Source organism: Chromobacterium haemolyticum DSM 19808 (assembly GCF_000711885.1).
In the GTDB taxonomy this organism is placed as follows: domain Bacteria; phylum Pseudomonadota; class Gammaproteobacteria; order Burkholderiales; family Chromobacteriaceae; genus Chromobacterium; species Chromobacterium haemolyticum.
The window spans coordinates 55,901-81,883 of record NZ_JONK01000011.1 but is presented as its reverse complement, the minus strand read 5'-3'; the positions used below and the strand labels follow the sequence as shown (position 1 = coordinate 81,883).

General features: G+C 62.8%; 22 protein-coding genes. 9 read left to right on the top strand and 13 right to left on the bottom strand.

Annotated features, from left to right (window positions below):
• Nucleotides 1-86: 86 nt before the first annotated feature.
• From BR71_RS08390 to BR71_RS08365, 6 genes are all read right to left on the bottom strand, one after another.
• Nucleotides 87-470 (bottom strand): DUF1622 domain-containing protein, encoded by a 384-nt coding sequence (locus BR71_RS08390; protein WP_043635600.1) that lies wholly within the window; start codon nucleotides 468-470, stop codon nucleotides 87-89.
• A 42-nt stretch (nucleotides 471-512) separates the two neighbouring features.
• Nucleotides 513-884 carry a diacylglycerol kinase gene (locus BR71_RS08385; RefSeq protein ID WP_043635597.1) on the bottom strand — a complete coding sequence of 124 codons (372 nt, stop codon included), beginning with the start codon at nucleotides 882-884 and terminating at the stop codon, nucleotides 513-515.
• 121 nt (nucleotides 885-1,005) lie between these two features.
• The gene (gshB, locus tag BR71_RS08380) at nucleotides 1,006-1,965 is read right to left on the bottom strand and encodes a glutathione synthase (protein ID WP_043635595.1); all 960 of its coding nucleotides are present in this window, start codon (nucleotides 1,963-1,965) and stop codon (nucleotides 1,006-1,008) included.
• A 2-nt stretch (nucleotides 1,966-1,967) separates the two neighbouring features.
• The gene (locus BR71_RS08375) at nucleotides 1,968-2,585 is read right to left on the bottom strand and encodes a hypothetical protein (RefSeq protein ID WP_043635592.1); all 618 of its coding nucleotides are present in this window, start codon (nucleotides 2,583-2,585) and stop codon (nucleotides 1,968-1,970) included.
• A complete protein-coding gene (gene gshA, locus BR71_RS08370) occupies nucleotides 2,582-3,871 on the bottom strand; it encodes a glutamate--cysteine ligase (RefSeq protein ID WP_043635590.1) in 1,290 nt (429 codons plus the stop codon). Before gshA ends, BR71_RS08375 begins: the two co-directional genes overlap by 4 nt.
• A 139-nt stretch (nucleotides 3,872-4,010) precedes the next feature.
• A complete protein-coding gene (locus BR71_RS08365) occupies nucleotides 4,011-4,955 on the bottom strand; it encodes a carbohydrate kinase family protein (RefSeq protein WP_019103990.1) in 945 nt (314 codons plus the stop codon).
• Nucleotides 4,956-5,077: 122 nt separating this feature from the next.
• Here BR71_RS08365 and BR71_RS08360 point away from each other — a divergent pair, with 122 nt between their 5' ends.
• On the top strand, nucleotides 5,078-5,554 hold the full coding sequence (locus tag BR71_RS08360) for a TlpA family protein disulfide reductase (protein ID WP_043635720.1): 477 nt from the start codon (nucleotides 5,078-5,080) through the stop codon (nucleotides 5,552-5,554).
• 45 nt (nucleotides 5,555-5,599) lie between these two features.
• Here BR71_RS08360 and BR71_RS08355 read toward each other — a convergent pair whose 3' ends face one another.
• A complete protein-coding gene (locus tag BR71_RS08355) occupies nucleotides 5,600-6,124 on the bottom strand; it encodes a DUF2087 domain-containing protein (RefSeq protein ID WP_043635587.1) in 525 nt (174 codons plus the stop codon).
• A gap of 247 nt (nucleotides 6,125-6,371) precedes the next feature.
• Nucleotides 6,372-9,083 (bottom strand): preprotein translocase subunit SecA, encoded by a 2,712-nt coding sequence (secA, locus tag BR71_RS08350; RefSeq protein ID WP_043635582.1) that lies wholly within the window; start codon nucleotides 9,081-9,083, stop codon nucleotides 6,372-6,374.
• 428 nt (nucleotides 9,084-9,511) lie between these two features.
• Here secA and BR71_RS08345 point away from each other — a divergent pair, with 428 nt between their 5' ends.
• The 5 genes from BR71_RS08345 (at nucleotide 9,512) to BR71_RS08325 (ending at nucleotide 15,961) form a co-directional block, all read left to right on the top strand.
• Nucleotides 9,512-11,551, top strand: coding sequence for an alkaline phosphatase D family protein (locus BR71_RS08345; protein WP_043635580.1), 2,040 nt, complete (start codon nucleotides 9,512-9,514; stop codon nucleotides 11,549-11,551).
• A 356-nt stretch (nucleotides 11,552-11,907) separates the two neighbouring features.
• The gene (locus tag BR71_RS08340; RefSeq protein WP_043635577.1) at nucleotides 11,908-13,647 is read left to right on the top strand and encodes an ABC transporter permease; all 1,740 of its coding nucleotides are present in this window, start codon (nucleotides 11,908-11,910) and stop codon (nucleotides 13,645-13,647) included.
• Nucleotides 13,648-13,657: 10 nt separating this feature from the next.
• On the top strand, nucleotides 13,658-14,971 hold the full coding sequence (locus BR71_RS08335; RefSeq protein WP_043592358.1) for an ABC transporter ATP-binding protein: 1,314 nt from the start codon (nucleotides 13,658-13,660) through the stop codon (nucleotides 14,969-14,971).
• Nucleotides 14,972-15,071: 100 nt separating this feature from the next.
• The gene (locus tag BR71_RS08330) at nucleotides 15,072-15,497 is read left to right on the top strand and encodes a DUF721 domain-containing protein (protein WP_019101716.1); all 426 of its coding nucleotides are present in this window, start codon (nucleotides 15,072-15,074) and stop codon (nucleotides 15,495-15,497) included.
• A 59-nt stretch (nucleotides 15,498-15,556) separates the two neighbouring features.
• Nucleotides 15,557-15,961 (top strand): hypothetical protein, encoded by a 405-nt coding sequence (locus BR71_RS08325; protein ID WP_043635572.1) that lies wholly within the window; start codon nucleotides 15,557-15,559, stop codon nucleotides 15,959-15,961.
• Nucleotides 15,962-15,963: 2 nt separating this feature from the next.
• Here the strand turns inward: BR71_RS08325 and BR71_RS08320 are convergent, their stop codons facing one another.
• Nucleotides 15,964-17,574, bottom strand: a complete 1,611-nt coding sequence (locus tag BR71_RS08320) for an FMN-binding glutamate synthase family protein (RefSeq protein ID WP_043635568.1) — start codon at nucleotides 17,572-17,574, stop codon at nucleotides 15,964-15,966.
• Nucleotides 17,575-17,811: 237 nt separating this feature from the next.
• Here BR71_RS08320 and BR71_RS08315 point away from each other — a divergent pair, with 237 nt between their 5' ends.
• Both BR71_RS08315 and BR71_RS08310 read left to right on the top strand, forming a co-directional pair.
• Nucleotides 17,812-18,699 (top strand): phytanoyl-CoA dioxygenase family protein, encoded by an 888-nt coding sequence (locus tag BR71_RS08315; protein WP_052370438.1) that lies wholly within the window; start codon nucleotides 17,812-17,814, stop codon nucleotides 18,697-18,699.
• A 120-nt stretch (nucleotides 18,700-18,819) separates the two neighbouring features.
• Nucleotides 18,820-20,484 carry an acid phosphatase gene (locus BR71_RS08310; protein ID WP_043635564.1) on the top strand — a complete coding sequence of 555 codons (1,665 nt, stop codon included), beginning with the start codon at nucleotides 18,820-18,822 and terminating at the stop codon, nucleotides 20,482-20,484.
• A gap of 186 nt (nucleotides 20,485-20,670) precedes the next feature.
• Here the strand turns inward: BR71_RS08310 and BR71_RS08305 are convergent, their stop codons facing one another.
• From BR71_RS08305 to BR71_RS08290, 4 genes are read right to left on the bottom strand one after another with little or no spacing between them, the layout of a single operon-like run.
• Entirely contained in the window at nucleotides 20,671-21,747 is a 1,077-nt protein-coding gene (locus BR71_RS08305) for a sulfate/molybdate ABC transporter ATP-binding protein (protein WP_043635558.1), read from the bottom strand.
• Entirely contained in the window at nucleotides 21,744-22,640 is an 897-nt protein-coding gene (gene cysW, locus BR71_RS08300; protein ID WP_019103752.1) for a sulfate ABC transporter permease subunit CysW, read from the bottom strand. Before cysW ends, BR71_RS08305 begins: the two co-directional genes overlap by 4 nt.
• A 1-nt stretch (nucleotide 22,641) precedes the next feature.
• Complete coding sequence (cysT, locus tag BR71_RS08295; protein WP_019103753.1) at nucleotides 22,642-23,499, bottom strand: sulfate ABC transporter permease subunit CysT; 858 nt, start codon at nucleotides 23,497-23,499, stop codon at nucleotides 22,642-22,644.
• Between the two features lie 4 nt (nucleotides 23,500-23,503).
• On the bottom strand, nucleotides 23,504-24,496 hold the full coding sequence (locus BR71_RS08290; protein ID WP_043635553.1) for a sulfate ABC transporter substrate-binding protein: 993 nt from the start codon (nucleotides 24,494-24,496) through the stop codon (nucleotides 23,504-23,506).
• A gap of 220 nt (nucleotides 24,497-24,716) precedes the next feature.
• Here BR71_RS08290 and BR71_RS08285 point away from each other — a divergent pair, with 220 nt between their 5' ends.
• Nucleotides 24,717-25,976 (top strand): glutamate-5-semialdehyde dehydrogenase, encoded by a 1,260-nt coding sequence (locus tag BR71_RS08285; protein ID WP_019103755.1) that lies wholly within the window; start codon nucleotides 24,717-24,719, stop codon nucleotides 25,974-25,976.
• The last annotated feature ends 7 nt before the right edge of the window (nucleotides 25,977-25,983 follow it).

Genomic DNA, 25,983 nt, shown 5'->3' with positions numbered 1-25,983 from the left:
CCTGCGCGATACCCCGCGCAGGGCTGTTTTCATTCCGGCTCAAACTGAATATGCGGCGAGACCCCTACCCTCCCGCAAACGCCGGGTCACACGGCAGGCGGCTCATTGGGCCGACGCGCCGCCTCGGTCTCGCGAATCTCCTTGCCCAGGAAATAATTGAGCGCGGTGCGCAGCACAGCGATGGCCCCAAGCTTGCCGATTTGGTCCCAACTGGGGGCCACTGCGGTGGAGAGGATATCGGCCGCCAGTTGCAACTCCAATGCCAACGCCAGGAAACGGGCAAAGCTGAGCCGCACTTGGTTGTAATCATTATGGCTGGAGCTGAAACAGCGGCGTAGGTAACGCAGGCCCAAGGTCAAGATGCCCACGCCTATCACCAAAGCGCCCAGCGCTTCCACGCCCAGCTTGAGCCAGAGCACAGTGTTCAACACCCATTCCTCGACTCCGGACTCCACTGGCGACATCATCATGACGGCTTCCTCTTGTTTCAGGCTGCCGTCACCTTACCCGCTTCAGGCAAACAACACCAGGCACCACACCGCGGTCAGATTGATCAGGCCCAGCAACTGGGCGGCGCTGCCCATATCCTTGGCGCGCTTGGCTAAGGGATGCCGCTCCAGAGAGGTGTGGTCCACCGCCGCCTCGATCGCGGAGTTCAGCAACTCGATGATCAGAGTCGCCAGCGAACTGGCCACGAGCAAGGCTCGCTCCAGCGGCTGAGCGTGGATGACGAAGGCCAGCGGGATCAGCACTGCCGCCAGCAACACCAGTTGGCGGAAGGCGTCCTCGTGCCGGAACGCCGCTTTGAGGCCATCCAGCGAATAGCCGAAGGCATTGATCAGGCGGGTAATCCCGGTTTTGCCTTTGAATGGACTTTCTTTCATGGGGGAGTCCGTAAGATTGGCGCGGCGGCCGGCGCCTCAGCATGCCAGCTCAAGATGACGCCCATAAAAACAAAACAGCCGGCAACGCGGCCGGCCGTGACAAAATGGAGCAACCGCGGCGTCAGCGCGACTGGCAGCGCCGCTCCAGCGCGTCGATGTACAGGCCGGCGACCTTGATCTCGGTCTGGTCCATGATTTCGCGGAAGCAGGTCGGGCTGGTGACGTTAACCTCGGTCAGATAATTGCCGATCACGTCCAGGCCCGCCAGCAGGATGCCTCGCTTCTTCAACTCCGGCCCCACCGTCTCGGCGATTTCGCGATCGCGCTCGGTCAGCGGCCGCGCCTCGCCGCGACCGCCCGCGGCCAGATTGCCGCGCGTCTCGCCAGCCGCCGGAATGCGCGCCAGGCACCAGTCCACCGGCACCCCGTCTATCACCAGAATGCGTTTGTCGCCGTCGCGGATCTCCGGAATATAGCGCTGCGCCATCACCGTGCGCTTGCCGCGCAAAGTGATGGTTTCGATAATCACCGACAGGTTGGCGTCGTCCGGACGCACTCGGAAGATGCTGTCCCCGCCCATGCTGTCCAGCGGCTTCAGGATCACATCCTGATGCTGATTGACGAAGGCGCGCAAGCGATGCGATTCGCCGGTGATCAGCGTGGGCGCGGTCAACTCCGGAAACTGCAAGATAGCCAGCTTCTCGTTGAAATCGCGCAGGGCCTGACCGCTGGTGAACACCTTGGCCCCCTGCGCCTCCGCCAGCGTGAACAGCTGCGAGGCGTACAGGTATTCCATGTCGAACGGCGGATCCTTGCGCATCACGGTTGCGCTGAAGGACTGCAAAGGCTGGCGATGCACCTCGCCCAGCTTGAACCAGGCCGGGTGCTCGCCCTCGTACTGGCCAGTCAGGCTCAGATCGCGCGCGTCCACCAACACGCGCCCGCCCTCCACCGACAGTTGATGAGCCTGAGCGAAGCTCAAGGCGTGGCCGCGCGCGGCGGCCTCCTGCATCATCGCAAAGGTGGTGTCCTTGTAAAGCTTGAAGTGATCCAGGGGATCGGCAATGAACAGGATGCGCATGTTTATTGGTCCTCGCTAGGCTTGGCGACGTCGCGCAACATGCGCTCCATGTCGCCGCGCGCTTTTTGCATCATCTCGTCGGCCTGGGCGGCGACGGAAAGAAAGGTTTCTTCGCTGGCCCCATTATAGGAACAGCCCAGGTAGCGCAGCGGCTCTCCCTGCGGCGCGCCCAGCAGCGCCGCCATCGGGTTGGACGGCATCTCATAGGCCGACAGCATCGGGCCATCGCCGCCAACGAAGCGGTAATGCTGCTCCGCCGCTTTCACCGGGGCCCGCTTCAGCTGCAGTTTGGCCGCGGCATCCGCCAGCTTCCAGCCCGCCGGCAAGGGCACCGACACAAACTCCTGATGCAGCGCCAGCTGTTTCGCTTCGACGCCGAACACTCGGATCGGCTGTTGCAGATCGTACACATAAACGCCCAGGCTGCTGGCCTTCTCGTTCTTGCGAATCCAGGCAGGCCCCTTGTCGAACACCACGTCCAGCAAGGCAGGCTGCAAGGCCTGGTAACGCTCGAACGACGCGCACTGCACCAGCTCCGCCAGCGCTTTCGGCGTCAAGGGCTTGTCGGCGACAGCCGGCGCCGCGGCAGCCAACAAGACCAGGCTCAGCCAGGCTTTCATTCGTCGGCGTCCGGATCCGTGGCTTCCAGCTCCAGCGAAGCGGCCAGCAGCGCCAGCCTCGAAATCACGCCGTAGGCGTAGAAGCGGTTGGGCGCGCAGTCCGGCGAGCCCTGTTTGTCCGGCAGGCAGGCGGTTTCGAACGACAGCGGCACAAAGTGCATGCCGGGCGCGTTCAGATTTTCATCGATGCCGCGGCCGGTGTGCACGCGGTAGAAACCGCCGGTCACGTAGCGGTCCATCATGTAGACCACCGGCTCGGCCACCGCGTCCTCCACCGTTTCAAAGGTGTACACCCCCTCTTGCACGATGACCTCGGACACCTCCAAGCCTTCCTTGACGACCGACATCTTGTTGCGCGCCTTGCGGTTCAGGCCCAACACCTCATCCGGGCTCTTCACGCTCATCACGCCCATGCCGTAAGTGCCGGCGTCGGCCTTGACGATGACGAAGGGGTCGTTGTCGATGCCGTATTCGCGGTATTTGACGCGAATCTTGTCCAGCATTCGCGACACCTCGTCCGCCAATTGCTCCTCGCCGGTACGGGCGTGGAAATCCAGGCCGCTGCAACTGGCGAAATAGGGATTGATGGTCCAGGGATCAATGGAAATCAAGCGGGCGAAGTCTTCGCACACCTTGTCATAGGCGGCGAAGTGGTTGCTCTTGCGGCGCACCGCCCAGCCGGCGTGCAGCGGCGGCAGCAGATTCTGCTCCAGACCCTTGAGCAGGTCCGGAATGCCGCCGGACAAATCGTTGTTGAGCAAAACCACGCAGGGGTTGAAACCATCCGCCAGCACCAGGCGGTTGCCGCGGCGTTCGATGGGCTCCAGCCGCACGGTGTCGCCATTGGCTGACTGCAGCTCGGTCGGTTCGGTGATTTCCGGGTTCAGCGATCCCAGCCGCACCTTGAGGCCGGCCTGTTCGAAAATATGCACCAGCGCGGCGATGTTCTGCAGGTAGAAGGTGTTGCGGGTGTGGTTTTCCGGGATCAGCAGCACGCTGCGCGCTTCCGGACACACTTTTTCCACCGCGCTTTGCGCGGCGTGCACCGCCAGCGGCAGAAAATCGCGGTTCAAGTTATTGTGGCCGCCGGGAAACAGGTTCATGTCCACCGGCGCCAGCTTGAAACCGCTGTTGCGCAGGTCCACCGAGCCATAGAACGGCGCCGCGTGGTTATGCCACTGACTGCGAAACCAGTGTTCGATCTGAGGCTGGGCAGTCAGGATGCGGCTTTCCAGTTCGTAAAGCGGGCCGGTCAGTGCGGTTGCCAGATGCGGAACGGGCGGCATGGAATCCCCTTGGGTTTTCGAATTGAATTCGCTAATGGTGGGGGTGGCGCGGGATGAATTCAAGACTTGTTGTGTTGGGACCGTCAAAAAGCAAAGGACGCTTGCGCGTCCTTGTCGGTTTGGCACACCGGCCGCCTCGTCACAATGGCCAGGGTTCGCCGTAAGCCTGTTGATACAAGTCCTTCAGCGACTCCCAGTCGAAGAAGTGATTCTGACAACCCGGAGTGGTGACCTTGATCGCGCCGATCACATTGGCCAGCCGGCCGGTAATCTTCCAGTCCAGGCCTCGGCTGATGCCGTAGAGCAGGCCGGCGCGGAAGGCGTCGCCGCAGCCCATCGGATCCACCGGCTTGATCGGCATCTGCACGCGCGGGATCAGGTGCACAGTGTCGCCGACGTAGATTTCAGCGCCCTTGGAGCCGCGGGTGACAATCAACGCGTCCACCTTCTTGCGCAGATCCTCCACCGACAAACCGGCGCGTTCGCGCATCAGTTCGCTCTCGTAATCGTTGATAGCCACATAGCTGGCCAGCTCTACAATCTCGTGGATCTCGTCGCGCGACAGCAGCGGCAGTTCCTGACCCGGATCGAAGATAAAGGGAATGCCGGCCGCGGCCAGCTCCTTGGAATGCTGCAGGAAGGCGCGATAGCCTCCGGGCGACAGAATCGCCAGCTCGATCGGGTCCGGGATATCCGATACGTGGTTTTCGATGGCAAAATCCATGGCGCCGGGATGGAAGGCCATCAATTGATTGCCATCCTTGTCGGCGATGCCGAAGCACTGCGAGGTATACTGCTTGCGGATCAAGCGAATGAAGCGGTCGTCCACGCCAGCGCGTTTCAGATGTTGGCGATACGGCTCGAAATCCTCACCCACCACGCCCATGACGATGGGGGTTTCGCCCAACAGACACAGGCTGTAAGCGATATTGCCGGCCATGCCGCCAAATTCGCGGCGCATGGTCGGGGCCAGGAAAGTCGTGGAAATTTTGTGCAGCTGATCCGGCAGGATCTGACTGTCAAAACGGCCATGAAACGAGAACAGGGTATCGTATGCGAGGGCCCCGCAGACGAGGATAGACATGCCCACTCCGCAAAAAGGTCAATCGACCATTTTAACATGAAACATTTGTTTGGTTCACATCGAGAACTTTGACCTTGTCGGATATCCAATACACTTCAAACACCTACCGGAAGCTCAACACAATGCTGAAACGACTGCTCGCCCCTGCGCTGATCGCGCTGCTGCCGCTATCCGCCATGGCCGCGCCCACGCTGGAACAAACCAACTTCACCAAGCTGCAAGGCGGCAACGCCACCATCGCCGCCTATAAGGGCAAGGTCACGGTGCTGAACTTCTGGGCCACTTGGTGCGGGCCTTGCCGCGAAGAAATGCCGATGCTGAACCGCCTGCGCGCCAAACTGGCGCCCAAAGGCGTGGAAGTGGTGGGCGTGGCGCTGGACAACAAGGAAGAAGTCAGCGCCTTCGTCAACCAGTTGAAGATAGGCTACCCGATCCTGCTGGGCGACAGCGACACCCTGAACCTGATGCGCAGCCTGGGCAACGCCACCGGCGGCCTGCCCTACACCCTGATCCTGGACCGCAAGGGCAAGATCGCCGCCAAGCTCACCGGCTTGCTGGACGAGAAAAAGCTGGAAGCGGCGATCAAAACCCAGTTGTAAATCAGCCGGCGGCGGCCTCTGGCGTCAACCGCCGCCAATCACGCCTCAACGGCCGGCTCTACGCCGGCTCACTTCCGCAGCCAGCTCCCCCGCCTCCGCCGTCAATTGCCGCTCCACGCGCCAATAGCGCCGGCAATCCGGCGTGCGCCCCAGCAAGCCCTGCTCCACCAGTTCGCGCCGCAACAGCACATGATCGCCAAAGACTTCGCCCGCGCGGATCAAGGCGTTTACCTCCGGCTCGGACCATTGTCCGCCCTGCGGCAAAGCGGCCCACAACGCCCATAGGCAGAGACGCTGCTCGCTGAACTTCTTCGGCCAGCGCGTCAAGCGCCCCTCGGCGTCGTAATGACGCAACAGCCGCGTCGTCTCCGCGGACAAAGCTGCTGGAGGAGCCGGACGTTCGCATTCCGCGCGCCAGTGTTGGAAATTCTGAAAACCAGCGGAACGCGCCAGCATATTGAGAATGTGCACATGGCTGGGCGGAGCGCTTTCCTGCGCCCATTGCTGCTTGAGCGAACGCGCCAGCGCGGAGATGTCGCTGCAATAAAAGGGATAAAGCGTACGAGACATGGTTCGAATCCTGTCGTCGTGCCAAGATCGGGATGGACTGCCGCGGTCGCCTTTACGGCCTGGCACGGGTTCGAGCCAAGCGAGATGAATCTAGCCAAGACAGGTTTAGCGTGGTGAGGGCACCGGCGACGCCTGGGTGAACTGTTGACCCGCGACGATGCTAACACCGCGCCGCCGGCTTGCAAAGCTCATGGACATGAAAAAAGCCGACGCCCTCGCGTCGGCTTTTTGCGCTCTTGCTACTGGATCACTCCAAACGGCCGTGGCACTGCTTGTACTTCTTGCCGCTGCCGCAAGGGCAGGCGTCGTTGCGGCCAATGCGCAGACCCTGCGCGGCCAGCGCGTCCGGAGACAGCGGATTCTCTTCGTCATCGCCCAGCGCAGAACCCGGCGCGGCGTGCTGCATTTCATACTCGCCCACCTGGTGCGGCTCCACCGCGTCCACGTCTTCCTGGCTGCGGATTTGCACCGTCATCAGCACATTGACCACGCTGCGCTTGATGCGCTCCAGCATGTCGGCGAACAGTTCGAAGGCTTCGCGCTTGTATTCCTGCTTCGGGTTCTTCTGCGCGTAACCGCGCAGATGAATGCCCTGGCGCAGATGATCCATCGCCGCCAAGTGTTCGCGCCAGTGATTATCCAGCATCTGCAGCACCAGGCTGCGCTCGAACTGGCGCATCACGCCGTCGCCGGCCAGTTCCACCTTGGCCTGATAGGTCTCGGCGGCTTGCTCGATGATGCGCTCGCGGATGGTTTCGATGTCCAGCGCCGGTTCGGCCTTCAGCCACTCGCTGACCTTGATCGGCAGCAGGAATTCGGCTTCCAGCGTTTTTTCCAGGCCGGTCAGATCCCATTGCTCTTCCATGGATTCCGGCGGCAGGTGTTGGTCCACCAGGTCGGACAACACGCCTTCGCGCATATTGACCACCACGTCGGACACATCGCTTTCCACCAGAATTTCATTGCGCTGCTGGTAAATCACTTTACGCTGGTCGTTGGCAACGTCGTCGTACTCCAGCAATTGCTTGCGGATGTCGAAGTTGCGGCCTTCCACCTTGCGCTGGGCGTTCTCGATGGAGCGGGACACCCACGGGTGCTCGATCGCCTCGCCTTCCGGCATTTTCAGGCGGTCCATGATCGCGGCGACGCGGTCGGAAGCGAAGATGCGCAGCAGCGGGTCTTCCAGGCACAGATAGAAACGGGAAGAGCCTGGGTCGCCCTGGCGGCCGGAACGGCCGCGCAGCTGGTTATCGATACGACGGGATTCATGGCGCTCGGTGCCCACGATGTGCAGGCCGCCGGCGGCCAACACCTGATCGTGGACCACTTTCCAATCGGCGCGGATCTTGTCGATGCGCGCGCGCTTTTCCTCTGCGGACAGGCTGTCGTCGGACTCGATGCCCTTGATCTCCGGCTCCGGATTGCCGCCCAGCACGATGTCGGTGCCGCGGCCGGCCATATTGGTGGCCACGGTGATCACGCCGGGGCGGCCGGCCTGCACCACGATGTCGGCTTCGCGAGCGTGTTCCTTGGCGTTCAGCACATTGTGCGGCAGCTTGGCTTTTTGCAGCAGATCAGCGATCAGCTCGGAGTTTTCAATGCTGGTGGTGCCCACCAACACCGGTTGGCCGCGCTCGTGGCAGTCTTTGATGTCGGCCAGGATGGCGTCGTACTTTTCCTTGGCGGAACGGTAGACCTTGTCCTGCGCGTCCTTGCGTATCATCGGCCGGTTGGTCGGGATCACCACGGTTTCCAGGCCGTAAATGCTCTGGAATTCGTAAGCTTCGGTGTCGGCGGTACCGGTCATGCCGGCCAGCTTGCCGTACAAGCGGAAGTAGTTCTGGAAGGTGATCGAAGCCAGCGTCTGGTTTTCGCGGTTGATCTCCACGCCTTCCTTGGCTTCCACCGCCTGGTGCAGGCCTTCGGACCAGCGGCGGCCGGCCATCAGGCGGCCGGTGAACTCATCCACGATCACCACTTCGCCGTCTTGCACCACGTAGTGCTGGTCCTTGTGGAACAGCGAATGGGCGCGCAAGGCGGCCATCAGATGGTGCATCAGCGTGATGTTGGTGGCGGAATACAGGCTGTCGCCTTCCTTCAGCAGGCCCAAGCGGGTCAGGATTTCTTCGCTGTGCTCGTGACCGGCTTCGGACATCATCACCGAGTTGGCCTTTTCGTCCACCCAGTAATCGCCCTCGCCCTCTTCGGTTTCCTGGCGCTTCAACATCGGCGGCACCGCGTTCATGCGCTGGTACATGTCGATATTGTCGTCGGCCGGGCCGGAGATGATCAGCGGGGTGCGCGCTTCGTCGATCAGGATGGAGTCCACCTCGTCGATCACCGCGTAGGCAAGCTTGCGCTGCACCTTCTCTTCCACGCTGAACACCATATTGTCGCGCAGATAGTCAAAGCCGAATTCGTTGTTGGTGCCGTAAGTGATGTCGCAGGCGTAGGCTTGCTGCTTCTCGTCGTGCGGCATCTGGGACAGGTTGACGCCGACGGAGAGGCCCAGGAAGTTGTACAACTTGGCCATGATGCCGGCGTCGCGGCTGGCCAGGTAGTCGTTGACAGTGACGACGTGCACGCCGTCGCCGGTCAGCGCGTTCAGGTAGGACGGCAGCGTGGCCACCAGGGTCTTGCCCTCGCCGGTGCGCATCTCGGCGATCTTGCCGTAGTGCAGCACCATGCCGCCGATCAGCTGCACGTCGAAGTGGCGCATGCCCAGCACGCGACGCGAGGCCTCGCGGCACACCGCAAAGGCTTCCGGCAACAAGTCGTCCACCGTCTCGCCTTTGGCCAGGCGCTGCTTGAACTCATCGGTTTTGGCTGCCAAAGCCTCGTCGGACAACGCTTTCAAGCCCTCTTCCAGAGCGTTGATGCGCACCACCGTCTGGTGGAATTGCTTCAGAAGCCGGTCATTGCGGCTGCCGAATACTTTTTTAAGCAAAGAAGAAATCATGTAATCGAATTCCAGAGACCAGCGGGCTGTTTAGGTAAGGTGTCCGCAAAAATGCTTGAAAGTGTAGCACATTAGCCGCCTTATTTTATGGGGGCGCGCTTGCGCTGTATCAAGGGGGCAAGCGCCTGCTCGCGGTCTTTATTTTCGTATGCGCCCAACCCCGGCGTGAAAACCGCCCGTCACGGCACGGCCTCGTCCGCAGGCGCGCGGCCATGGCGCCGCGCTTGCGGTCGGAGCCCGACCAAACTCAAACAAGTGTTGGTTTTAATCCACGTTTTTCGGGCGAATTCGAGCAAAAACTCAATTAAATTGACACTGACTGTCATGCCACTTTAATAATCCCCTCCAACAATAACGCCTTTCCAACAAGGGCCGTCCACGGCCCGATTCAAGCACTAGCACGCATAGACAATAGAGGGGAGACATCGATGGACCGCAGACAGTTTCTGAAGTGGAGCGGCTTCTTGACCGCTTCCGTCGCCGCCGGCGGCTTGACCGCGTGCGGCGGCGGAGGCGCCGGCAGCTTGCCGGGGGGCGCCGGTTCGACGCTAGGCATCAATGGCAGCGGCTTTGGCCAGGGCGTAGCCTCCGGCGACCCCAAACCGGACAGCATCGTTCTATGGACCCGGGCGGACGGCGGCGACGGCAGCCAAAACGTCAAGGTCACATTGCAGTTGTCCGACCGCGCGGATTTCTCCACCCTGCTAGTGAATGTGGCGCTCAGCGCCCAGCCGGACTGGGACTACACCATTCGCCACAAAGTCACCGGCCTTAGCAGCGCCGCCACCTACTACTATCGTTTCCTCACCGGCCAGGCGGTCAGCATGACCGGCCGCACCAAGACCGCGCCGGCCGCCGGCGCGCCGCTGTCACAGCTGAAATTCGCCTTCATTTCCTGTCAGGACTGGAGCGTCAACCACTGGGGCGCTTTTGAGGAGCTCGCCAATCAGGACCTGGACTTCATCGTCCATCTGGGCGATTACATCTATGAAACCGTCGGCGCCGGCTTCCAGAGCGGCGGCAACGAAACCCGCCATCCGGCGCTGAGCCTGCCCAACGGCACCCAGCGCGCCGACGGCGCCCGCTATGCCACCACACTGGCGGACTACCGCTCGCTGTACAAGTCCTATCGCAACGACCCCCGCCTGCAAAAGCTGCACGCCAGCTTCCCGATGATTGCGATCTGGGACGACCACGAGTTTTCCGACGACTGCTGGCAAGACCGCCAGGAGTACACCGCCACCGACGACAGTTCGCCGCAAACCGCGCGCCGCCGCAGCGCCAGCCAGGCCTGGTTCGAGAATATGCCGGCCGACGTGCAGTTGGACCTGAACACCCCCTCGTTCCAAAACATCCAGATCTACCGCAGCTTTACCTTCGGCGACCTCGCCACCTTGGTGATGACCGACGAGCGCTTGTACCGCAGCGACCACATCATTCCGGAAACCCAGGCCGGCAGCGAGATAGGCAGCCGCTACTTCGTGCAGAAAAACACCCTGGCCCAGGTGGAGGCCAGCAAGATGGCCTCCACCGGCGGCAATCTGCTCAATGTCTCCATTCTGGGCGAAACCCAGCGCGCCTGGTGGCAGAACCAGATGAAGTCCGCCGCCACTACCTGGAAGCTGTGGGGCAATGAAGTCTCGCTGCTACGCATGGGTTTCGACGGCACCGTCGCGGTGGCCTCGCTGCTGACCCAGGGCCTGGCGCCGCAACTGGCCGGCCTGGGCCTGACGCTGACCCAGCCGCAGATCGCCCAGCTGCAAGGCGCGCTCTATCTGGACCTGGCCGCCGCCAACACCAGCGCCGCCACACCCGTGGTCAGCTATGCCAACACCCAGCCACTGTTGAGCACCCTCAGCGGCGGCGCGATCTCCGCCGGCACGTTCAACACCGCCATCAAGCCCGGCCTGGACGCCAGCCTGCCGCCGTCGATGTTCTTCGACAAGTTCATCCTCAACGCCGACCAATGGGACGGCTACAACGCCGAGCGCAAAGCGCTGATGGCCTATCTGAAAGCTCAGGGCATCGCCAATGTGGTGGCCCTCACCGGCGACATCCACGCCTTCTTCGCCGGCCCGGTGATGGATGACTACGACGCCGCCAGCCTCAGCCCGGTGATGGTGGACCTGGTGACCGCCGGCGTCTCCAGCAACTCTCTGTTCAGCTATTTCAAGAACGTGGTGGACACCGTGCCGGCCTTCTCCAAGGCCAAACCGCTGATCTACACCACGGTGGGCGGCCAGGTGGTCAACACCTTCACCAGCACCTTGCAAAACTTCAACAGCTGGCTCAAATACGTGGACAGCGACGCTCAGGGTTACGCACTGGTGACGCTGACGCAGGCCAAACTCAGCTGCGCCTTCCACAAAGTGGGCGCCTTGAACGGCGGCTCGGCCCCCAACCCGGCCACAGCCAGCGTCAAAACCGTGGAGGTGGCGGCCGGCAGCCCCGCCGTCAACGTACTGTAAACCCCAGCGCACACCAAACGCTCCGAGCACCCGGCCAAGCCGGGCGCTCTGGAGCGAAACGCCACTCAGTTTCAAACAGTACAATCCGTCACAAAACCCCAACAAATCTGCCGCGCCGGTAACAATCCCGTTCACGTAACTCTGCTAGTATCCAGCGCCGACGCCCTGCGCTCTCATTCCCGATGCTTGGCCCTGCTGGCAGCCCGCACCCGATGCCCCTGGCCTATGCTTTAAGATGACAGGCATGCTGATTCCGGCTGCGTGCCGCGCGGCCGCGGCTCCGCCCGAACAAAACAGACTAAAACCGCTGACCGCCGCTGGCGGCGCTGTCGGCGGCGCTAAACCGGAGAGGCCAGATGACTACCGTTGTCCGCCATTTCATGCCCGCCACAGCCAAACGGCTGATCCCCAATCGCTGGGATTTGATTGCGTTTCCGCTATTGCTGGGTTTTCTGCTGATGGCCACCACCGGCATCCGCGAAACCTGGGCGCCGCTTACAGCCTTGCAAACCGTCCCGATCACGCTGGACCCGGCCAATCTGCCGGAGTACGCGCTGCGCACCACGCTGCGCATGCTGGCCGCCATGGCCGCCGCACTGGTCTTCACCTTGATCTACGGCACGCTGGCGGCCAAGAGCCGCCGCGCCGGCTTGCTGCTGGTGCCCATCCTGGACATCCTGCAATCGGTGCCGGTGCTGGGCTATATCTCCTTCACCGTCACCTTCTTCCTGGCGCTGTTTCCCGGCCGGGTGCTAGGCGCGGAATTCGCCGCCATCTTCGCCATCTTCACCAGCCAAGCCTGGAACATGACCTTCAGCTTCTACCAATCGCTGCGCACTGTGCCGCGCGACTTGGAAGAAGTCTCGCTCAATCTGCGGCTCACGCCGTGGCAAAAGTTCTGGAAGCTGGAAGTGCCGTTCTCCATGCCCGGCATGATCTGGAACATGATGATGAGCATGTCCGGCGGCTGGTTCTTCGTGGTCGCCTCGGAAGCCATCACGGTGGGCGACAAGACCGTCACCCTGCCCGGCGTCGGTTCCTACCTGGCGATGGCCATCCAGAACAAGAATCTGGCCGCCGTGGGCTGGGTGATTCTGACCATGACCGTGGTCATCGTCATCTACGACCAATTCCTGTTCCGGCCCATGGTGGCCTGGGCCGATAAATTCCGTCTGGAGGACACCGCCAGCCAATCCGCGCCGGAGTCCTGGGTGCTGAACCTGATCCAGCGCACCCGCGCCATCCAGCTTCTGCTCAAACCCTTTGGCAAACTGCTGCGCAAAACCGCCCGGCTGCGCCTCAATTACCGCCTGCCGCAGGGCCTGCACTCGGAAGCGCAAACCCCGGTGTCTCGCGGCATAGACGTGGTCTGGTGGCTGCTGGTGGCGGTGCTGGGCCTGCTGGCCAGCTGGAAACTGGTGACCTTCATCCACACAGAGGTGGGCGTCTCCGAAGTGCTGCGCGTGCTGGGCCTGGGTCTGATCACCCTGGTGCGGGTATCACTGCTGATCCTGCTCGCCTCCATCGTCTGGGTACCGCTGGGCGTGCACATCGGCCTGCGCCCGGCGCTGGCGGAAAAAATCCAGCCGCTGGCCCAGTTCCTGGCCGCCTTCCCGGCCAATCTGCTGTTCCCGGTGTTCGTGGTCTTCATCGTCCACTTCAAACTCAACCCGGATATCTGGCTGTCGCCGCTGATCGTGCTCGGCACCCAGTGGTACATCCTGTTTAATGTGGTGGCCGGCGCCAGCGCCTTCCCCAACGATTTTCGCGAAGCGGCGGCCAATTTCCGCATCCGCGGCTGGCAATGGTGGCGGCAAGTGATGCTGCCCGGCATCTTCCCCTACTATGTCACCGGCGCGATTACCGCATCGGGGGGCGCCTGGAACGCCAGCATCGTGTCCGAATACGTGTCCTGGGGCGACGACAAGCTGGCCGCTCACGGTCTGGGCGCTTACATTGCCCAAACCACAGCCGCCGGCGACTACCCCAAGATACTGCTCGGCATCACCGTGATGTCCATCTTTGTCGTCCTTTTCAACCGCCTGCTGTGGCGGCCGATGTACGCCGCCGCCGAAAACAAACTCCGTCTCAACTAAGGGGGCAACCATGACTCAAGACACCATCACCCCGGGGCGGGAGATTTTCCGGCTGGAAAACGTTTGCCGCGGCTTCAACAAGGGCAATGACGAAATCCAGGTGCTGGACGACGTCAACCTGACGCTGCGCGAAGGCGAAATCGTCGGCCTGCTAGGCCGTTCCGGCTCGGGCAAATCCACCCTGTTGCGCATCATTGCCGGCCTGATCAAGCAAAGCAGCGGCAATGTCAGTTACCACGGCAAGCCCCTGACCGGCCCGGCCGAAGGCGTGGCCATGGTGTTCCAGACCTTCGCGCTTTTCCCCTGGCTGACCGTGCTGCAAAACGTGGAAGCCGGGCTGGAAGCGCTGGGCGTGGAAGCCAAGGAACGCCGCCGCCGCGCGCTGGCCGCCATCGACCTGATCGGTCTGGACGGTTTCGAGAACGCCTACCCACGCGAACTGTCCGGCGGCATGCGCCAACGCGTCGGCTTCGCCCGCGGCCTGGTGGTCAACCCCACCCTGCTCTTGATGGACGAACCCTTCTCCGCGCTGGACGTTCTCACCGCCGAAACGCTGCGCACCGACATGCTTGACCTGTGGAGCGAAGGCCAGTTGCCCATCCAGTCCGTGCTCATCGTCACTCACAACATCGAAGAAGCCGTATTCATGTGCGACCGCATCCTGGTGCTGTCGTCCAACCCCGGCCGCGTGGTGGCGGAAATCAAAGTGCCGTTCCCGCATCGCCGCAACCGGCTGGACCCGGCCTTCCGCAAAATGGTGGACGACATCTACGCGCTGATGACCGCGCGCCGCAGCGCCCACACCCTGCACAAGTTGCCGCTGGAAATCGGCAGCCAGTTAAGCGAGGTGTCCACCAACCTGATGGCCGGCTTGATTGAGGAAGTGGCTCAAGCGCCCTATCACGGCAAAGCGGACATGCCGGAAATCGCGGAGAAACTACGGCTGGAAGTGGACGAACTGTTCCCGGTGGCCGAAATCCTGGAACATCTGGGCTTCGCCGAACTGAAAGACGGCGACATCCTGCTCACCGCCGCCGGCAAACTGTTCGCCGACTACGGCACCCAGGAACGCAAAGTGCAGTTCGCCGAACACCTGCTGCGCCACGTGCCCATGGCCGCCCACATCCGCAAAGTGCTTCAAGAGCGTCCAGGCCAACGCGCGCCGCGGCTGCGCTTCGCTCAGGAACTGGAAGACTCTCTGTCCGACGAAACCGCCGAGGAGACACTGGACACCGTGATCAGCTGGGGACGCTACGCGGAAATCTTCTCTTACAACGACCACACTGAAACCTTCAGTCTGGAAGACGTGGAAGGCGGTCAATAAGCGCCGCTGGCGGCCTCGTCGACGGGACGAGAACGCCAGCTTATCTCCAAACACGGCCCGCCAGCGGCTACAATGACTTGTTTTCATTCCGCAGCCCGCCATGTCCGGACGCCAATTCACCGATATCGCCCGTCTCGACGGCACCCTGACCCGCCTCACCGCCGAAGCCCAGGCGCTGATGCGGCTGGACCGCGCCTTCCAGAAACTGTTGCCGCCGCAACTGGCCGGCACCTGCCGCGCCGTGCGCATCCGCGATGACGAACTAGTGATTTACACCGATACCGGCATCATCGCCGCCCGCCTGCGCATGCTGGCCCCCGGCCTGCTACCGCAACTGGCGCAGCAAGGCTATGTGGCCGGCAAAGTACGGGTCAAAGTGGATATCCGCCTGGCGCGCAAACCCAAGGAAAAAACGCTGAAGATCAGCCAGAACGCATTGGACGGCATGGAAGAGGCCGCCGCCAGCGTCAGCAACCCTCTGGTCAGCGCCGCGCTGGCCAAGCTGATCGCGCACCACCGCAAGTAAAGGCCGGCGCGCCGCCGACCGTCTTGCCGCAGCCGGTCAAACCGGCTTAAAGTCGCGGCATGAAAAAATACATCATCATGGCGCTCGCCGGCCTGGCCGCCGGCATCGCTCAAGCCGCTCCGACAGAACAGCCGACGCCGGCGGAGGCGGAAGCCGCCTTCAAGACCCAGGCCCTCGCCGAATTCAACAACAAGCCGGAATCCACCCACACCGTGCTGATGCGCTCGATGCTGGAATCCATGCTCAAGGACCTGCGCGTCACCTCAGTGAGCGACTGTCAGAACGATGAAGAAAACGCCACCCTGGACTGCGAAGTCAGCTACCAGGGCCGCAAACTTACCGGCAAGCCAGTGGAGCGCGAGCAGCGGATGCGCTTCAGCCGTCAAGACGGCCAATGGCGCATCGTGCCCCCGCCCAAAGACGCGGACGACGAAGAGGCCGGCGCCGCGTCCTCTCCTCAATAGGCTCAGGCAAGCTGCGCCTCGAAGCTGTCCGCTCGGGCCATTTGCCACATACGGCCGTAGAACGCCGCCTTGATCTCCGGCTCCAGCAACTCGCCCGGCTGCAAAAAGACATGCAGTTGCGAAAACAGCCTGATCTCGGTGTCGCTGACGCGGCGCACCAAATGGTGCGGCCGCAACTGCGACGGATGCTCCAGCCCGGCCGAGGCCAGCATCTCCGCCAGCGCCTTCATGGTGTTGCGATGAAAATGGAACACCCGGTCCGCCTTATCCGGCACCACCAGCGCGCGCTGACGCAGCGCATCCTGCGTCGCCACCCCGGTGGGGCAACGGTTGGTGTGACAGCTCTGGCTTTGGATGCAGCCGATGGCGAACATGAAGCCGCGCGCGGAATTGGCCCAGTCCGCGCCTATCGCCAGCACGCTGGCGATGTCGAAAGCGCTGACCAGCTTGCCGCTGGCGCCGATCTTGATCTTGTCCCGCAGATTCAAGCCCACCAACACATTGTGGACAAACAGCAAACCCTCGCGCAGCGGCACGCCGATGTGATCCGTGAACTCCAGCGGCGCCGCTCCCGTGCCGCCCTCCTTGCCGTCCACCACGATGAAGTCCGGCAGAATCCCCGTTTCCAGCATCGCCTTGGCGATACCCATGAACTCCCACGGATGGCCCAGACAAAACTTGAAACCCACCGGCTTGCCGCCGGACAACTCACGCAGCCGGGCGATGAAACGCATCAGTTCGATCGGCGTGGAAAACGCGCTGTGGCGCGACGGCGACACGCAATCCTGCCCCAACGGCACGCCGCGGGTCGCGGCGATTTCCGGCGTCACCTTGTGCTTGGGCAAAATGCCGCCGTGGCCGGGCTTGGCGCCCTGGCTCAGCTTGATCTCTACCATCTTCACCTGCGGATTGCGCGCCTGTTCGGCAAAGCGCTCCGGGTCGAAACCGCCGGCCGCGTCTCGGCAGCCGAAATAGCCGCTGCCCAGTTCCCACACCAGCGCGCCGCCATGCTCCAAGTGATAAGGGCTGATGCTGCCCTCGCCGGTGTCGTGATAGAAATCACCGCGCTGCGCACCCTGATTCAAGGCGCGGATGGCGTTGGCGCTGAGCGCGCCAAAGCTCATCGCCGACACATTGAACAAAGAAGCCGAATACGGCTGGGTGCACTGCGGACCGCCGATTTCCACGCGAAAGCCGGCCGGATCGCTCAGCGGCGCCGGCCGCATCGAATGGCTGATGAACTCGAAACCCGGCTGGTACACATCGATCAAGGTGCCGAACGGCTTGTCCGCGCCCTCGTTCTTGGCGCGCGCGTACACCAGCGAGCGCTGAGCGCGCGAGAACGGCAGTTGCTCGCGGTCGGACTCCAGCAGGTACTGGCGGATTTCCGGGCGGATGCTTTCCACCAGGTAACGGATATTGCCCAGAATCGGATAGTTGCGACGCACCGCATGGCGTGTTTGCAGCAAATCGAACACCCCCAGCAGCGTCAACGCGGCGGCGGCCAGCGTGAACGGCCACAACCACTCATAGTGAACGAAGGGCAAGCTGAACAGCGTGAACAACAGGCAACAGGAGAAAAAGGCGTAGCGGCTCAACAAGGACACACTCATGTGGACTCCAGACTGGGGTGGCGGGGAAGGCTCAGGGTAACGTCGAAAACCCGCGGCTCACAAGGCGTGGCAGGCGCGAATTCACATTAATAAATACATTCACTATAAAGATAATCCACTTCCTGACCTAAAGGCCGGCTCCGCAGACACGGTAAATATCCGGAAGATAACATCTCTCGACATCCACACCGCCGCGGCCCGACCGCAGTACTTTAATAAAACGATGGAACCCAAGACATGCCCTGCCTGCAACGCTTCCTCCCGGACACCGCGCCGGAAACCCTGATCGCCGCGCTAGAACAAGACGGCGGCATCGTGATAGAACATCTGTTGACCCCGGATGGCCTGGCGCAGTTCCGCGCCCAGCTGCAACCGCTGCTGGACCGCTCCGCCCCCTGCCAGGGCGACTTCTACGGCTACGCCACCCGCAGGATCAGCGGCCTGATAGAACGCGTGCCCGTCACCCGCGAACTCGCCATCCACCCTTTGATCCTGCAAGTGATGGACGCCTTCCTGCTGCGCGGCTGCCGCGAATACCAGCTCAACCTTACCCAGGCCATCAGCATCGGCCCCGGCGAACCGCGTCAATTCCTGCACAGTGACGACCTGATGTTTCCCGGCACCGCGCCCGGATCGGAAAAAATGATCAACTGCATGTACGCGTTGGACGACTTCACCGAACAGAACGGCGCCACCTGCGTCGTGCCCGGCAGCCACCGCTGGCCGGAACCGCGCGATCCCAAGCCGGAAGAAGTCATCAGCGCCGCCATGCCCGCCGGCTCGGTGCTGATCTATCTGGGCTCGCTGATCCACGGCGGCGGCGCCAACCAGAGCGCCCAGGCGCGCACCGGCGTCGTCATCAGCTACAACCTGGGCTGGCTGCGCCAGGCGGAGAACCAATACCTTGCCGTCTCCCGGGAACTGGCCCGCGCGCTGCCGCCCCGGCTGCAACGGCTGCTGGGCTACTTCGTCCACGCGCCCAACCTTGGCAGCATAGACGGCCGCGACCCGATAGAACTGCTGCACGATCAGCCGCCGGCGGACGCCCTGTTCCGCGAATTTCTGCCGGAGGAAATTATCCAACCGCTCGCGGAAGCGCGCGCAGCCGCGTTGCGCGTCGATTAATCTTATCCCTGCACACCGACATCCCGCCGCAACATCGCGGCGGGATGATGAACAATGGAACACGCGGGCCTTCCGGCTGACGCGCGCCGCCACCGCACTCTCTAGACCAAGGATAACAGCATGAACGCCAGCGAAGATCAGGACAGCCCGCAGCAAACCGAAGCGGACGCGCCGCAAGACCCTTCCCGCCGCCGCCTTTTCGAAGGCCTGGCCGCCATCGGCGCTAGCTGTGCGCTGCCCGCGGCGGCGGCGACGCCATCCAGCCATCCGCGCCGGGGCCAATTGGACGCCTTGCTCAAAGCGAATATCAAGAATGTGGTGGTGATCTATCTGGAAAACCGCAGCTTCAACAACCTCTACGGCAACTTCCCCGGCGTGGCCCAGCCGCTCAGCGCCGTCGCCCCGGAACAAGCCTTGCAAAGCGACCGCGACGGCCGCCCGCTGCCCGGCCTGCCCCAAATTTGGGGCGGCCTGGTGCCTACCGGCCAAACCGTGGCCGGCAAGCACTATTTCATAGAAGAAAAAGACATACACGGCCTGCCCAACGCGCCGTTCCCGCTGAAAGACGCCGAAGGGCAGCCTTTGCCTGAGGCCGTGATCACCCGCGATCTCTGTCATCTGTTCTATCACAACCAGATGCAGATCAACGACGGCCGCAACGATCAGTTCGTTGCCTGGGCCGATTCCGGCGCGCTGGTCATGGGCCACTACCCAGACACCGCTCGCACTCTCAATCAATGGCAGATCGCCCGCCGCTTCACACTGTGCGACAACTTCTTCATGGCGGCCTTCGGCGGCTCCTACCTCAACCACCAATTTCTGATCGCCGCGCGCACCCCTGAATATTTCAATGCCGCTCAGACCCCGGCCAAGAAGAAAATCGCCGTGCTGGCCGACGGCCCTACCGGCCGCCGGCTGGCGCTGGACCCCAAATCCCCAGCCTCGGCGCTGGACGGCCCGCCCAAATTCGTCAATAACGGCGCCATCACCCCGGATGGCTACGCGGTCAATACCATGGCCCCGCCCTACCAGCCCAGCTTCGTGCGGCCGGCGGAGGGCGGCGACAAACGCTATGCCGACCCGCAAGACCCCAGCACCCTGCCGCCGCAAAGCTACCGCACCATAGGCGATCTCTTGTCCGAAAAACACATCGGCTGGGCCTGGTACGGCGGCAGTTGGCAAGCCGCGCTGGACGGCAAGGGCGGCGGCGACGCGCCCAACTTTCAATACCATCACCAGCCCTTCAATTACTTCCGCCAGTTCGCGCCCGGCAGCGCCGCGCGCGAGCGCCATCTGCTGGACGGCGGCCTGGGCGATAGCCCGATTTCCAACCGCTTCATCGCTGACGCCGTGGCCGGCAAGCTGCCCGCGGTGGCGTTCTACAAGCCGCAGGGCAATCTGAACATGCATGCGGGCTATTCCGACGTGGAGTCCGGCGATCGTCATGTAGCCAATGTGTTGCAGCATTTGATGAGCGGACCGCAATGGAAGCATATGCTGGTGGTGATCACCCATGATGAGAACGGCGGCTGGTGGGATCATGTGGCGCCGCCTCAGGGGGACCGCTGGGGACCGGGTTCGCGGATTCCAGCGATCATCGCCTCGCCGTTCGCCAAGCGCGGGCATGTGGATCACACTTTTTACGATACGACGTCCATCATCCGTTTCATCAGCCGGCTGCATGATTTGCCGGAGTTGGAGGGGGTGAGCGCGCGCAATGCGGCCTTCCGCGCGCGCGGCGCGCAGCCGCCTGGGGATTTGACCGGGGCTTTGGTGTTTGCGTGAGAACGTGTTCACGATCTGCTGCGCGTTGGTGATATAGCGTAAAAACAAGCTCGAAAAGCTCTGGCCTTGAGAGCACAGGAATCCACAAAAAAAGCACCGTTTTCCATGCTTGGAAACGGTGCTTTTTTCTTAAGTGAACGGCATTACCCCGACTTCCGGGGCGTTTTGAATGAACGCGACAAGCACTCAGATCACGTAATCCTGACCTTCCTGCTTGGCAAACACCGACAGCTTCTTCGGCGTCACATACAGGCTGTCGCCGGGCAATACCGCCAGTTCTCGATAACGCTCCTTGCTCACCGCCGCCTCTATGCTCCGGCCGTCGGCCTGCACCAGCTCCACCCGCACGATGGGTCCCACCGCGTGGATATGCTCCACCGTGCCCTGCGCCAACGCACCATCGGCGTGGCGCGACAGGTCCAGGTCGTGCGGGCGCACATAGGCCACCGCCTCATCGCCGCTGGCCAGCGCCAGCCCTTCCAGCGCATGGGCATAGCCGCCGATCTGCAACTGCCCGCGCTCGATGCGGCCGTGGAACAGGTTCACATCGCCCAGGAACTGGGTGACAAAAGGCGTGGCCGGGTTTTCGTAGATGTCGTCCGGACGTCCCACTTGCTCGATGTGGCCGTGGTCCATCACCACGACCCGGTCCGACACTTCCAGCGCCTCTTCCTGATCGTGAGTGACGAACACGCTGGTGATGTGCATATCGTTGTGCAGGTCGCGCAGCCAACGGCGCAAGTCCTTGCGCACCTTGGCGTCCAACGCGCCGAAGGGTTCGTCCAATAGCAGCACCTTGGGCTCCACCGCCAAAGAGCGCGCCAGGGCAATACGCTGACGCTGGCCGCCGGACAGCTGGCCGGGATAGGCGTCCGCCAACCAGTCCAGCTGCACCATTTTCAGCAGCTGCATTACTTTGTCGCGGATTTCATCCTTGCCCGGGCGGCTCTTGCGCGGCTTGACGCTGAGGCCGAAGGCCACGTTGTCGAACACCGTCATGTGACGGAACAACGCGTAATGCTGGAATACGAAGCCCACTTCGCGCTCGGCCACATGGGTGTGGGTGGCGTCGGCGCCGGCAAACAGCACTTGCCCGGCGTCCGGGCGTTCCAGTCCGGCGATGATGCGCAGCAAGGTGGTCTTGCCGCAGCCGGACGGCCCCAGCAGCGCCAGCAGTTCGCCGGCCTCCACGTTGAGGCTGACATTGTCCAGCGCGACGAAGTCGCCGAACTGTTTGCGGATATTGCGGATTTCTATGCTCATGCGGGCTGGTCCTTAGCTATGGCGCGGCCGGCGGCGGCCAGGCGAGCGGCCGCGCTGCGTTCCGCGGCGGCGTCGCTCTGTCTCGCCATCCGCCACTCCACCAGGCTCTTGACGCCCAGAGTCACCAGGGCGAGGAAGGCCAAGAGCGAAGCGCAAGCGAAGGCGCCGACGAAGTTGTACTCGTTGTACAGGATTTCTACATGCAGCGGAATGGTGTTGGTCTGGCCGCGGATATGGCCGGACACCACGCTCACCGCCCCGAATTCCCCCATGGCGCGGGCATTGGTCAGGATCACGCCGTAGAGCAGGCCCCATTTGACATTGGGGAGGGTGACGCGCCAAAAGGTTTGCCATCCAGACGCGCCCAAAACCAGCGCCGCCTGCTCCTCGTCCGCGCCTTGCGCCTGCATCAGCGGAATCAGTTCGCGGGCCACGAAGGGGAAGGTGACGAAGACGGTGGCCAACACGATGCCGGGGACGGCGAAGATCACTTGCAGGCCATGCTGTTGCAGCCAGCCGCCCAGCGCGGTGTTGACGCCGAACAGCAGCACGTACATCAGGCCGGCCACCACCGGCGACACCGCGAACGGCAGGTCGATCAGCGTGGTCAGGAAACTCTTGCCGCGGAATTCAAAACGAGCAATGGCCCAGGCCGCCGCTACGCCGAACACCAGGTTCAGCGGCACGGCGATGACGGCGGCGATCAAGGTCAGCTTGATCGCCGCCAGCGCGTCCGGCTCGGTCAGCGCTGCCAGGTACAGGTCCCAACCTTTGCGGAAAGCTTCCCAGAACACCGCCAACAGCGGCACCAGCAGGAACAGGAACAAAAAGACCAAGGCCAGGCCGGTCAACAGATAGCGCACCAGGCGCGATTCAGTGGTCAGGCTTTGCATATCATTTACCCGCGCCGTGGCGGCGCGCGGCCCACCATTGGATGAGGTTGATGGCGAAAAGGATCAGGAAGGAGATGGCCAGCATCACCAGCGCCACCGCTACCGCGCCGTGCTGGTCGAACTGGTCCAGCTTGGCGGCGATGATCAGCGGGGCGATTTCCGACACCATGGGGATATTGCCGGCAATGAAGATCACCGAGCCGTATTCGCCGGTGGCGCGAGCGAAGGCCATCGCGCCGCCGGTGATCAAGGCAGGCAGCGCCGCCGGGAAAATCACGCGCCGGAAGATGTCCCAGCGCCCGGCGCCCAGGCAGGTGGCGGCTTCTTCCAGTTCGCGCTCCAGGTCTTCCAACACCGGCTGCACCGTGCGCACCACAAAGGGCAGGCCGATGAAGGTCAACGCCACGATGATGCCCAGCGGGGTGAACGACACTTTCAGGCCCAGCGGCTCCAGATATTGACCGATCCAACCGTTGGGCGCGTACAGCGTGGTCAGCGCGATGCCGGCCACGGCGGTGGGCAGCGCGAACGGCAGGTCCACCAACGCGTCGATCAGCCGTTTGCCGGGAAAGCGGTAACGCACCAGCACCCAGGCCACCAGAAAGCCGAACAGCAGATTGATCAGCGCGGCGATGCCGGCGGAGACGAAGGACAGGCGGATGGCGGCGACCACGCGCTCATGGGCCACCGCATCGACGAAGGCCGCCCAGCCCATGCCGTGCGCCGACCATAACAGCGCGGCAAACGGCAGCAGCACAATCAGGCCCAGCCAAAACAGGGTAATGCCGAAAGACAGGCCGAAGCCGGGCAGCACCGAGTGGCGCTTGTTGATCAGATTGAAACCGCTGGCCGCCATCATGCGCTCATTTCTTGCTGAAGATCTGGTCGAAGCTGCCGCCATCGGCGAAATGCTTCTGGTTGACCGCGGCCCAGGAACCGAACACGCTGGCCACGGTGAAGGTCTTCACCGCCGGGAAACGGGAGGCAAACTGCTTGGCCACCGCCGGGTCTTGCGGACGCAGGTAGTTTTCCGCGGCCAGCTTCTGGCCTTCCGGGCTCCACAAGTATTGCAGATAGGCTTCCGCCTGCTTGCGGCTGCCCTTGCGGTCCACCACCTTGTCCACCACCGACACCGGGTTCTCGGCCAGCACCGACAGGCTGGGATACACCACTTCAAAGCCGCCGCGGCCGAATTCGCGGGCGATCATTTCCGCCTCGTTCTCGAAGGTCACCAACACATCGCCGATCTGGCGCTGCATGAAGGTAGTGGTGGCGGCGCGGCCGCCGCCGTCCAGCACAGGCACGTTCTTGAAGATTTTGCCCACTAGGTCCTGGGCCTTGGCCTCATTGCCGCCCGGCTGCTTCAACGCATAGCCCCAGGCTGCCAGGTAGCTGTAACGGCCGTTGCCGGAAGTCTTGGGATTGGGAATAACCACTTTCAAACCCGGCTTGGCCAGGTCGCTCCAGTCGCGCACTTGCTGCGGGTTGCCCTTGCGCACCAGGAACACGATGGTGGAGGTGAACGGCACCGCGTGGTTGGGCAGCCGGCTGGCCCAGTTAGCCGGCACCAAGCCCTTGCCCGCCAGCAGGTCGATATCGGTGGCCTGGTTCATGGTTATCACGTCGGCGGCCAGGCCGTTGGCCACCGCCAGCGCCTGCTTGCTGGAGCCGCCGTGCGACTGTTGCAGGGTGACGGTTTCGCCGGTCTTGGCCTTATAAGCTTTCTGGAAAGCCGGGTTGTAGTCCTTGTAGAAGTCGCGCATCACGTCATAGGACACGTTGAGCAGAGTGGCGTCGGCCAGCGCGGAGCCGGTCGCGGCCAGCAACAGTGCGGCCAGGGCAAGGCGAAGCTTCATGGACAGACCTTTTCTTAATGGATGATCGGCGATGTTCCCGAGATGCTCCCGACTATACCCAAGGACTGTTATATCCATAAATAATATTGTGAAATACTCTTATCCCTCAATCATCTAACAAAACCACCCCGCTCCCAAGGCGTTCCCGCTCTGGCCCCCCTCCCCGCTTTGGTTTACTCTCAGAGTCAATTCTCTATTCTGGCTCTCGGAAGTTTCCACGATGAACGTCAAAGACTATATGCAACAGACGGGCAAGGCCGCCCGCAAGGCCAGCCGCGAGCTGGCCCGCGCAGACACCGCGCAGAAAAACCGCGCGCTGCTGGCGATGGCTGACGCCATCCTGCGCGATCAGTCCAAGCTGTTGGACGCCAATGCTCAGGACATGGAGGCGGCGCGCAAGGCCGGCTTGGAACCGGCGCTGCTGGAGCGGCTGGCTTTGACTGAGAAAACCATTGTCGGCATGGCCGAAGGGCTGCGCCAAATCGCCGCGCTGCCGGACCCGGTGGGCGAGGTCAGCGAGATGGCCTACCGGCCCTCCGGCATTCAACTAGGCAAGATGCGGGTGCCGCTGGGCGTGGTGGGCATCATTTACGAGGCGCGTCCCAACGTCACCGCCGACGCCGCCGGCCTGTGCCTGAAATCCGGCAACGCCGCTTTGCTGCGCGGCGGTTCCGAGGCCTTCCACAGCAATCAGGCTATCGCCGCCTGCGTGCACGAAGGCCTGCGCGCGGCCGGACTGCCGGCGGAAGCGGTGCAGGTGCTGGCCACCACCGACCGCGCCGCGGTAGGCGAGTTGATCACCATGCCGCAATACGTGGACGTGATCGTGCCGCGCGGCGGCAAGGGCCTGATCGCCCGCATCAGCGCCGAGGCGCGGGTGCCGGTGATCAAGCATCTGGACGGCAACTGTCATGTCTACATTGACGACACCGCCAGCCCGGACAAGGCTTTCGACATCGCTCTAAACGCCAAGACCCACCGCTACGGCACCTGCAACACCATGGAAACCTTGCTGGTGCACACCGCCTTCGCAGAATTCATCCTGCCGCGCCTAGCCGAGGCCTATTGGGAAAAAGACGTGGAGCTGCGCGGTTGCGAACGCACGCGCGCCATCCTGGGCGACAAGGTTCGGCCGGCCAGCGACGAGGACTGGGCCAGCGAATATCTGGCGCCCATTCTAGCCATCAAGGTGGTCAAAGACCTTGACGAGGCCATCGAGCATATCAATCACTGGGGCAGCCACCACACCGACGCCATCGTGTCCGAGGACTACGGGCGCACGCGCCGCTTCCTGCGCGAGGTGGACTCCGCCAGCGTGATGGTCAACGCCTCCACCCGCTTCGCCGACGGTTTCGAATACGGGCTGGGCGCGGAAATCGGCATTTCCACCGACAAGATCCACGCGCGCGGCCCGGTGGGCCTGACCGGCCTGACCAGCCAGAAATGGATCGTGCTGGGCGACGGCCAGATCCGTTCCTGATTCCGCC

Bases quoted from the DNA above. Each gene is read 5' to 3' on its own strand.
- BR71_RS08390 (WP_043635600.1), bottom strand. From the start codon at position 470: ATGATGATGTCGCCAGTGGAGTCCGGAGTCGAGGAATGGGTGTTGAAC.
- BR71_RS08385 (WP_043635597.1), bottom strand. From the start codon at position 884: ATGAAAGAAAGTCCATTCAAAGGCAAAACCGGGATTACCCGCCTGATC.
- gshB (WP_043635595.1), bottom strand. From the start codon at position 1,965: ATGCGCATCCTGTTCATTGCCGATCCCCTGGATCACTTCAAGCTTTAC.
- BR71_RS08375 (WP_043635592.1), bottom strand. From the start codon at position 2,585: ATGAAAGCCTGGCTGAGCCTGGTCTTGTTGGCTGCCGCGGCGCCGGCT.
- gshA (WP_043635590.1), bottom strand. From the start codon at position 3,871: ATGCCGCCCGTTCCGCATCTGGCAACCGCACTGACCGGCCCGCTTTAC.
- BR71_RS08365 (WP_019103990.1), bottom strand. From the start codon at position 4,955: ATGTCTATCCTCGTCTGCGGGGCCCTCGCATACGATACCCTGTTCTCG.
- BR71_RS08360 (WP_043635720.1), top strand. From the start codon at position 5,078: ATGCTGAAACGACTGCTCGCCCCTGCGCTGATCGCGCTGCTGCCGCTA.
- BR71_RS08355 (WP_043635587.1), bottom strand. From the start codon at position 6,124: ATGTCTCGTACGCTTTATCCCTTTTATTGCAGCGACATCTCCGCGCTG.
- secA (WP_043635582.1), bottom strand. From the start codon at position 9,083: ATGATTTCTTCTTTGCTTAAAAAAGTATTCGGCAGCCGCAATGACCGG.
- BR71_RS08345 (WP_043635580.1), top strand. From the start codon at position 9,512: ATGGACCGCAGACAGTTTCTGAAGTGGAGCGGCTTCTTGACCGCTTCC.
- BR71_RS08340 (WP_043635577.1), top strand. From the start codon at position 11,908: ATGACTACCGTTGTCCGCCATTTCATGCCCGCCACAGCCAAACGGCTG.
- BR71_RS08335 (WP_043592358.1), top strand. From the start codon at position 13,658: ATGACTCAAGACACCATCACCCCGGGGCGGGAGATTTTCCGGCTGGAA.
- BR71_RS08330 (WP_019101716.1), top strand. From the start codon at position 15,072: ATGTCCGGACGCCAATTCACCGATATCGCCCGTCTCGACGGCACCCTG.
- BR71_RS08325 (WP_043635572.1), top strand. From the start codon at position 15,557: ATGAAAAAATACATCATCATGGCGCTCGCCGGCCTGGCCGCCGGCATC.
- BR71_RS08320 (WP_043635568.1), bottom strand. From the start codon at position 17,574: ATGAGTGTGTCCTTGTTGAGCCGCTACGCCTTTTTCTCCTGTTGCCTG.
- BR71_RS08315 (WP_052370438.1), top strand. From the start codon at position 17,812: ATGCCCTGCCTGCAACGCTTCCTCCCGGACACCGCGCCGGAAACCCTG.
- BR71_RS08310 (WP_043635564.1), top strand. From the start codon at position 18,820: ATGAACGCCAGCGAAGATCAGGACAGCCCGCAGCAAACCGAAGCGGAC.
- BR71_RS08305 (WP_043635558.1), bottom strand. From the start codon at position 21,747: ATGAGCATAGAAATCCGCAATATCCGCAAACAGTTCGGCGACTTCGTC.
- cysW (WP_019103752.1), bottom strand. From the start codon at position 22,640: ATGCAAAGCCTGACCACTGAATCGCGCCTGGTGCGCTATCTGTTGACC.
- cysT (WP_019103753.1), bottom strand. From the start codon at position 23,499: ATGATGGCGGCCAGCGGTTTCAATCTGATCAACAAGCGCCACTCGGTG.
- BR71_RS08290 (WP_043635553.1), bottom strand. From the start codon at position 24,496: ATGAAGCTTCGCCTTGCCCTGGCCGCACTGTTGCTGGCCGCGACCGGC.
- BR71_RS08285 (WP_019103755.1), top strand. From the start codon at position 24,717: ATGAACGTCAAAGACTATATGCAACAGACGGGCAAGGCCGCCCGCAAG.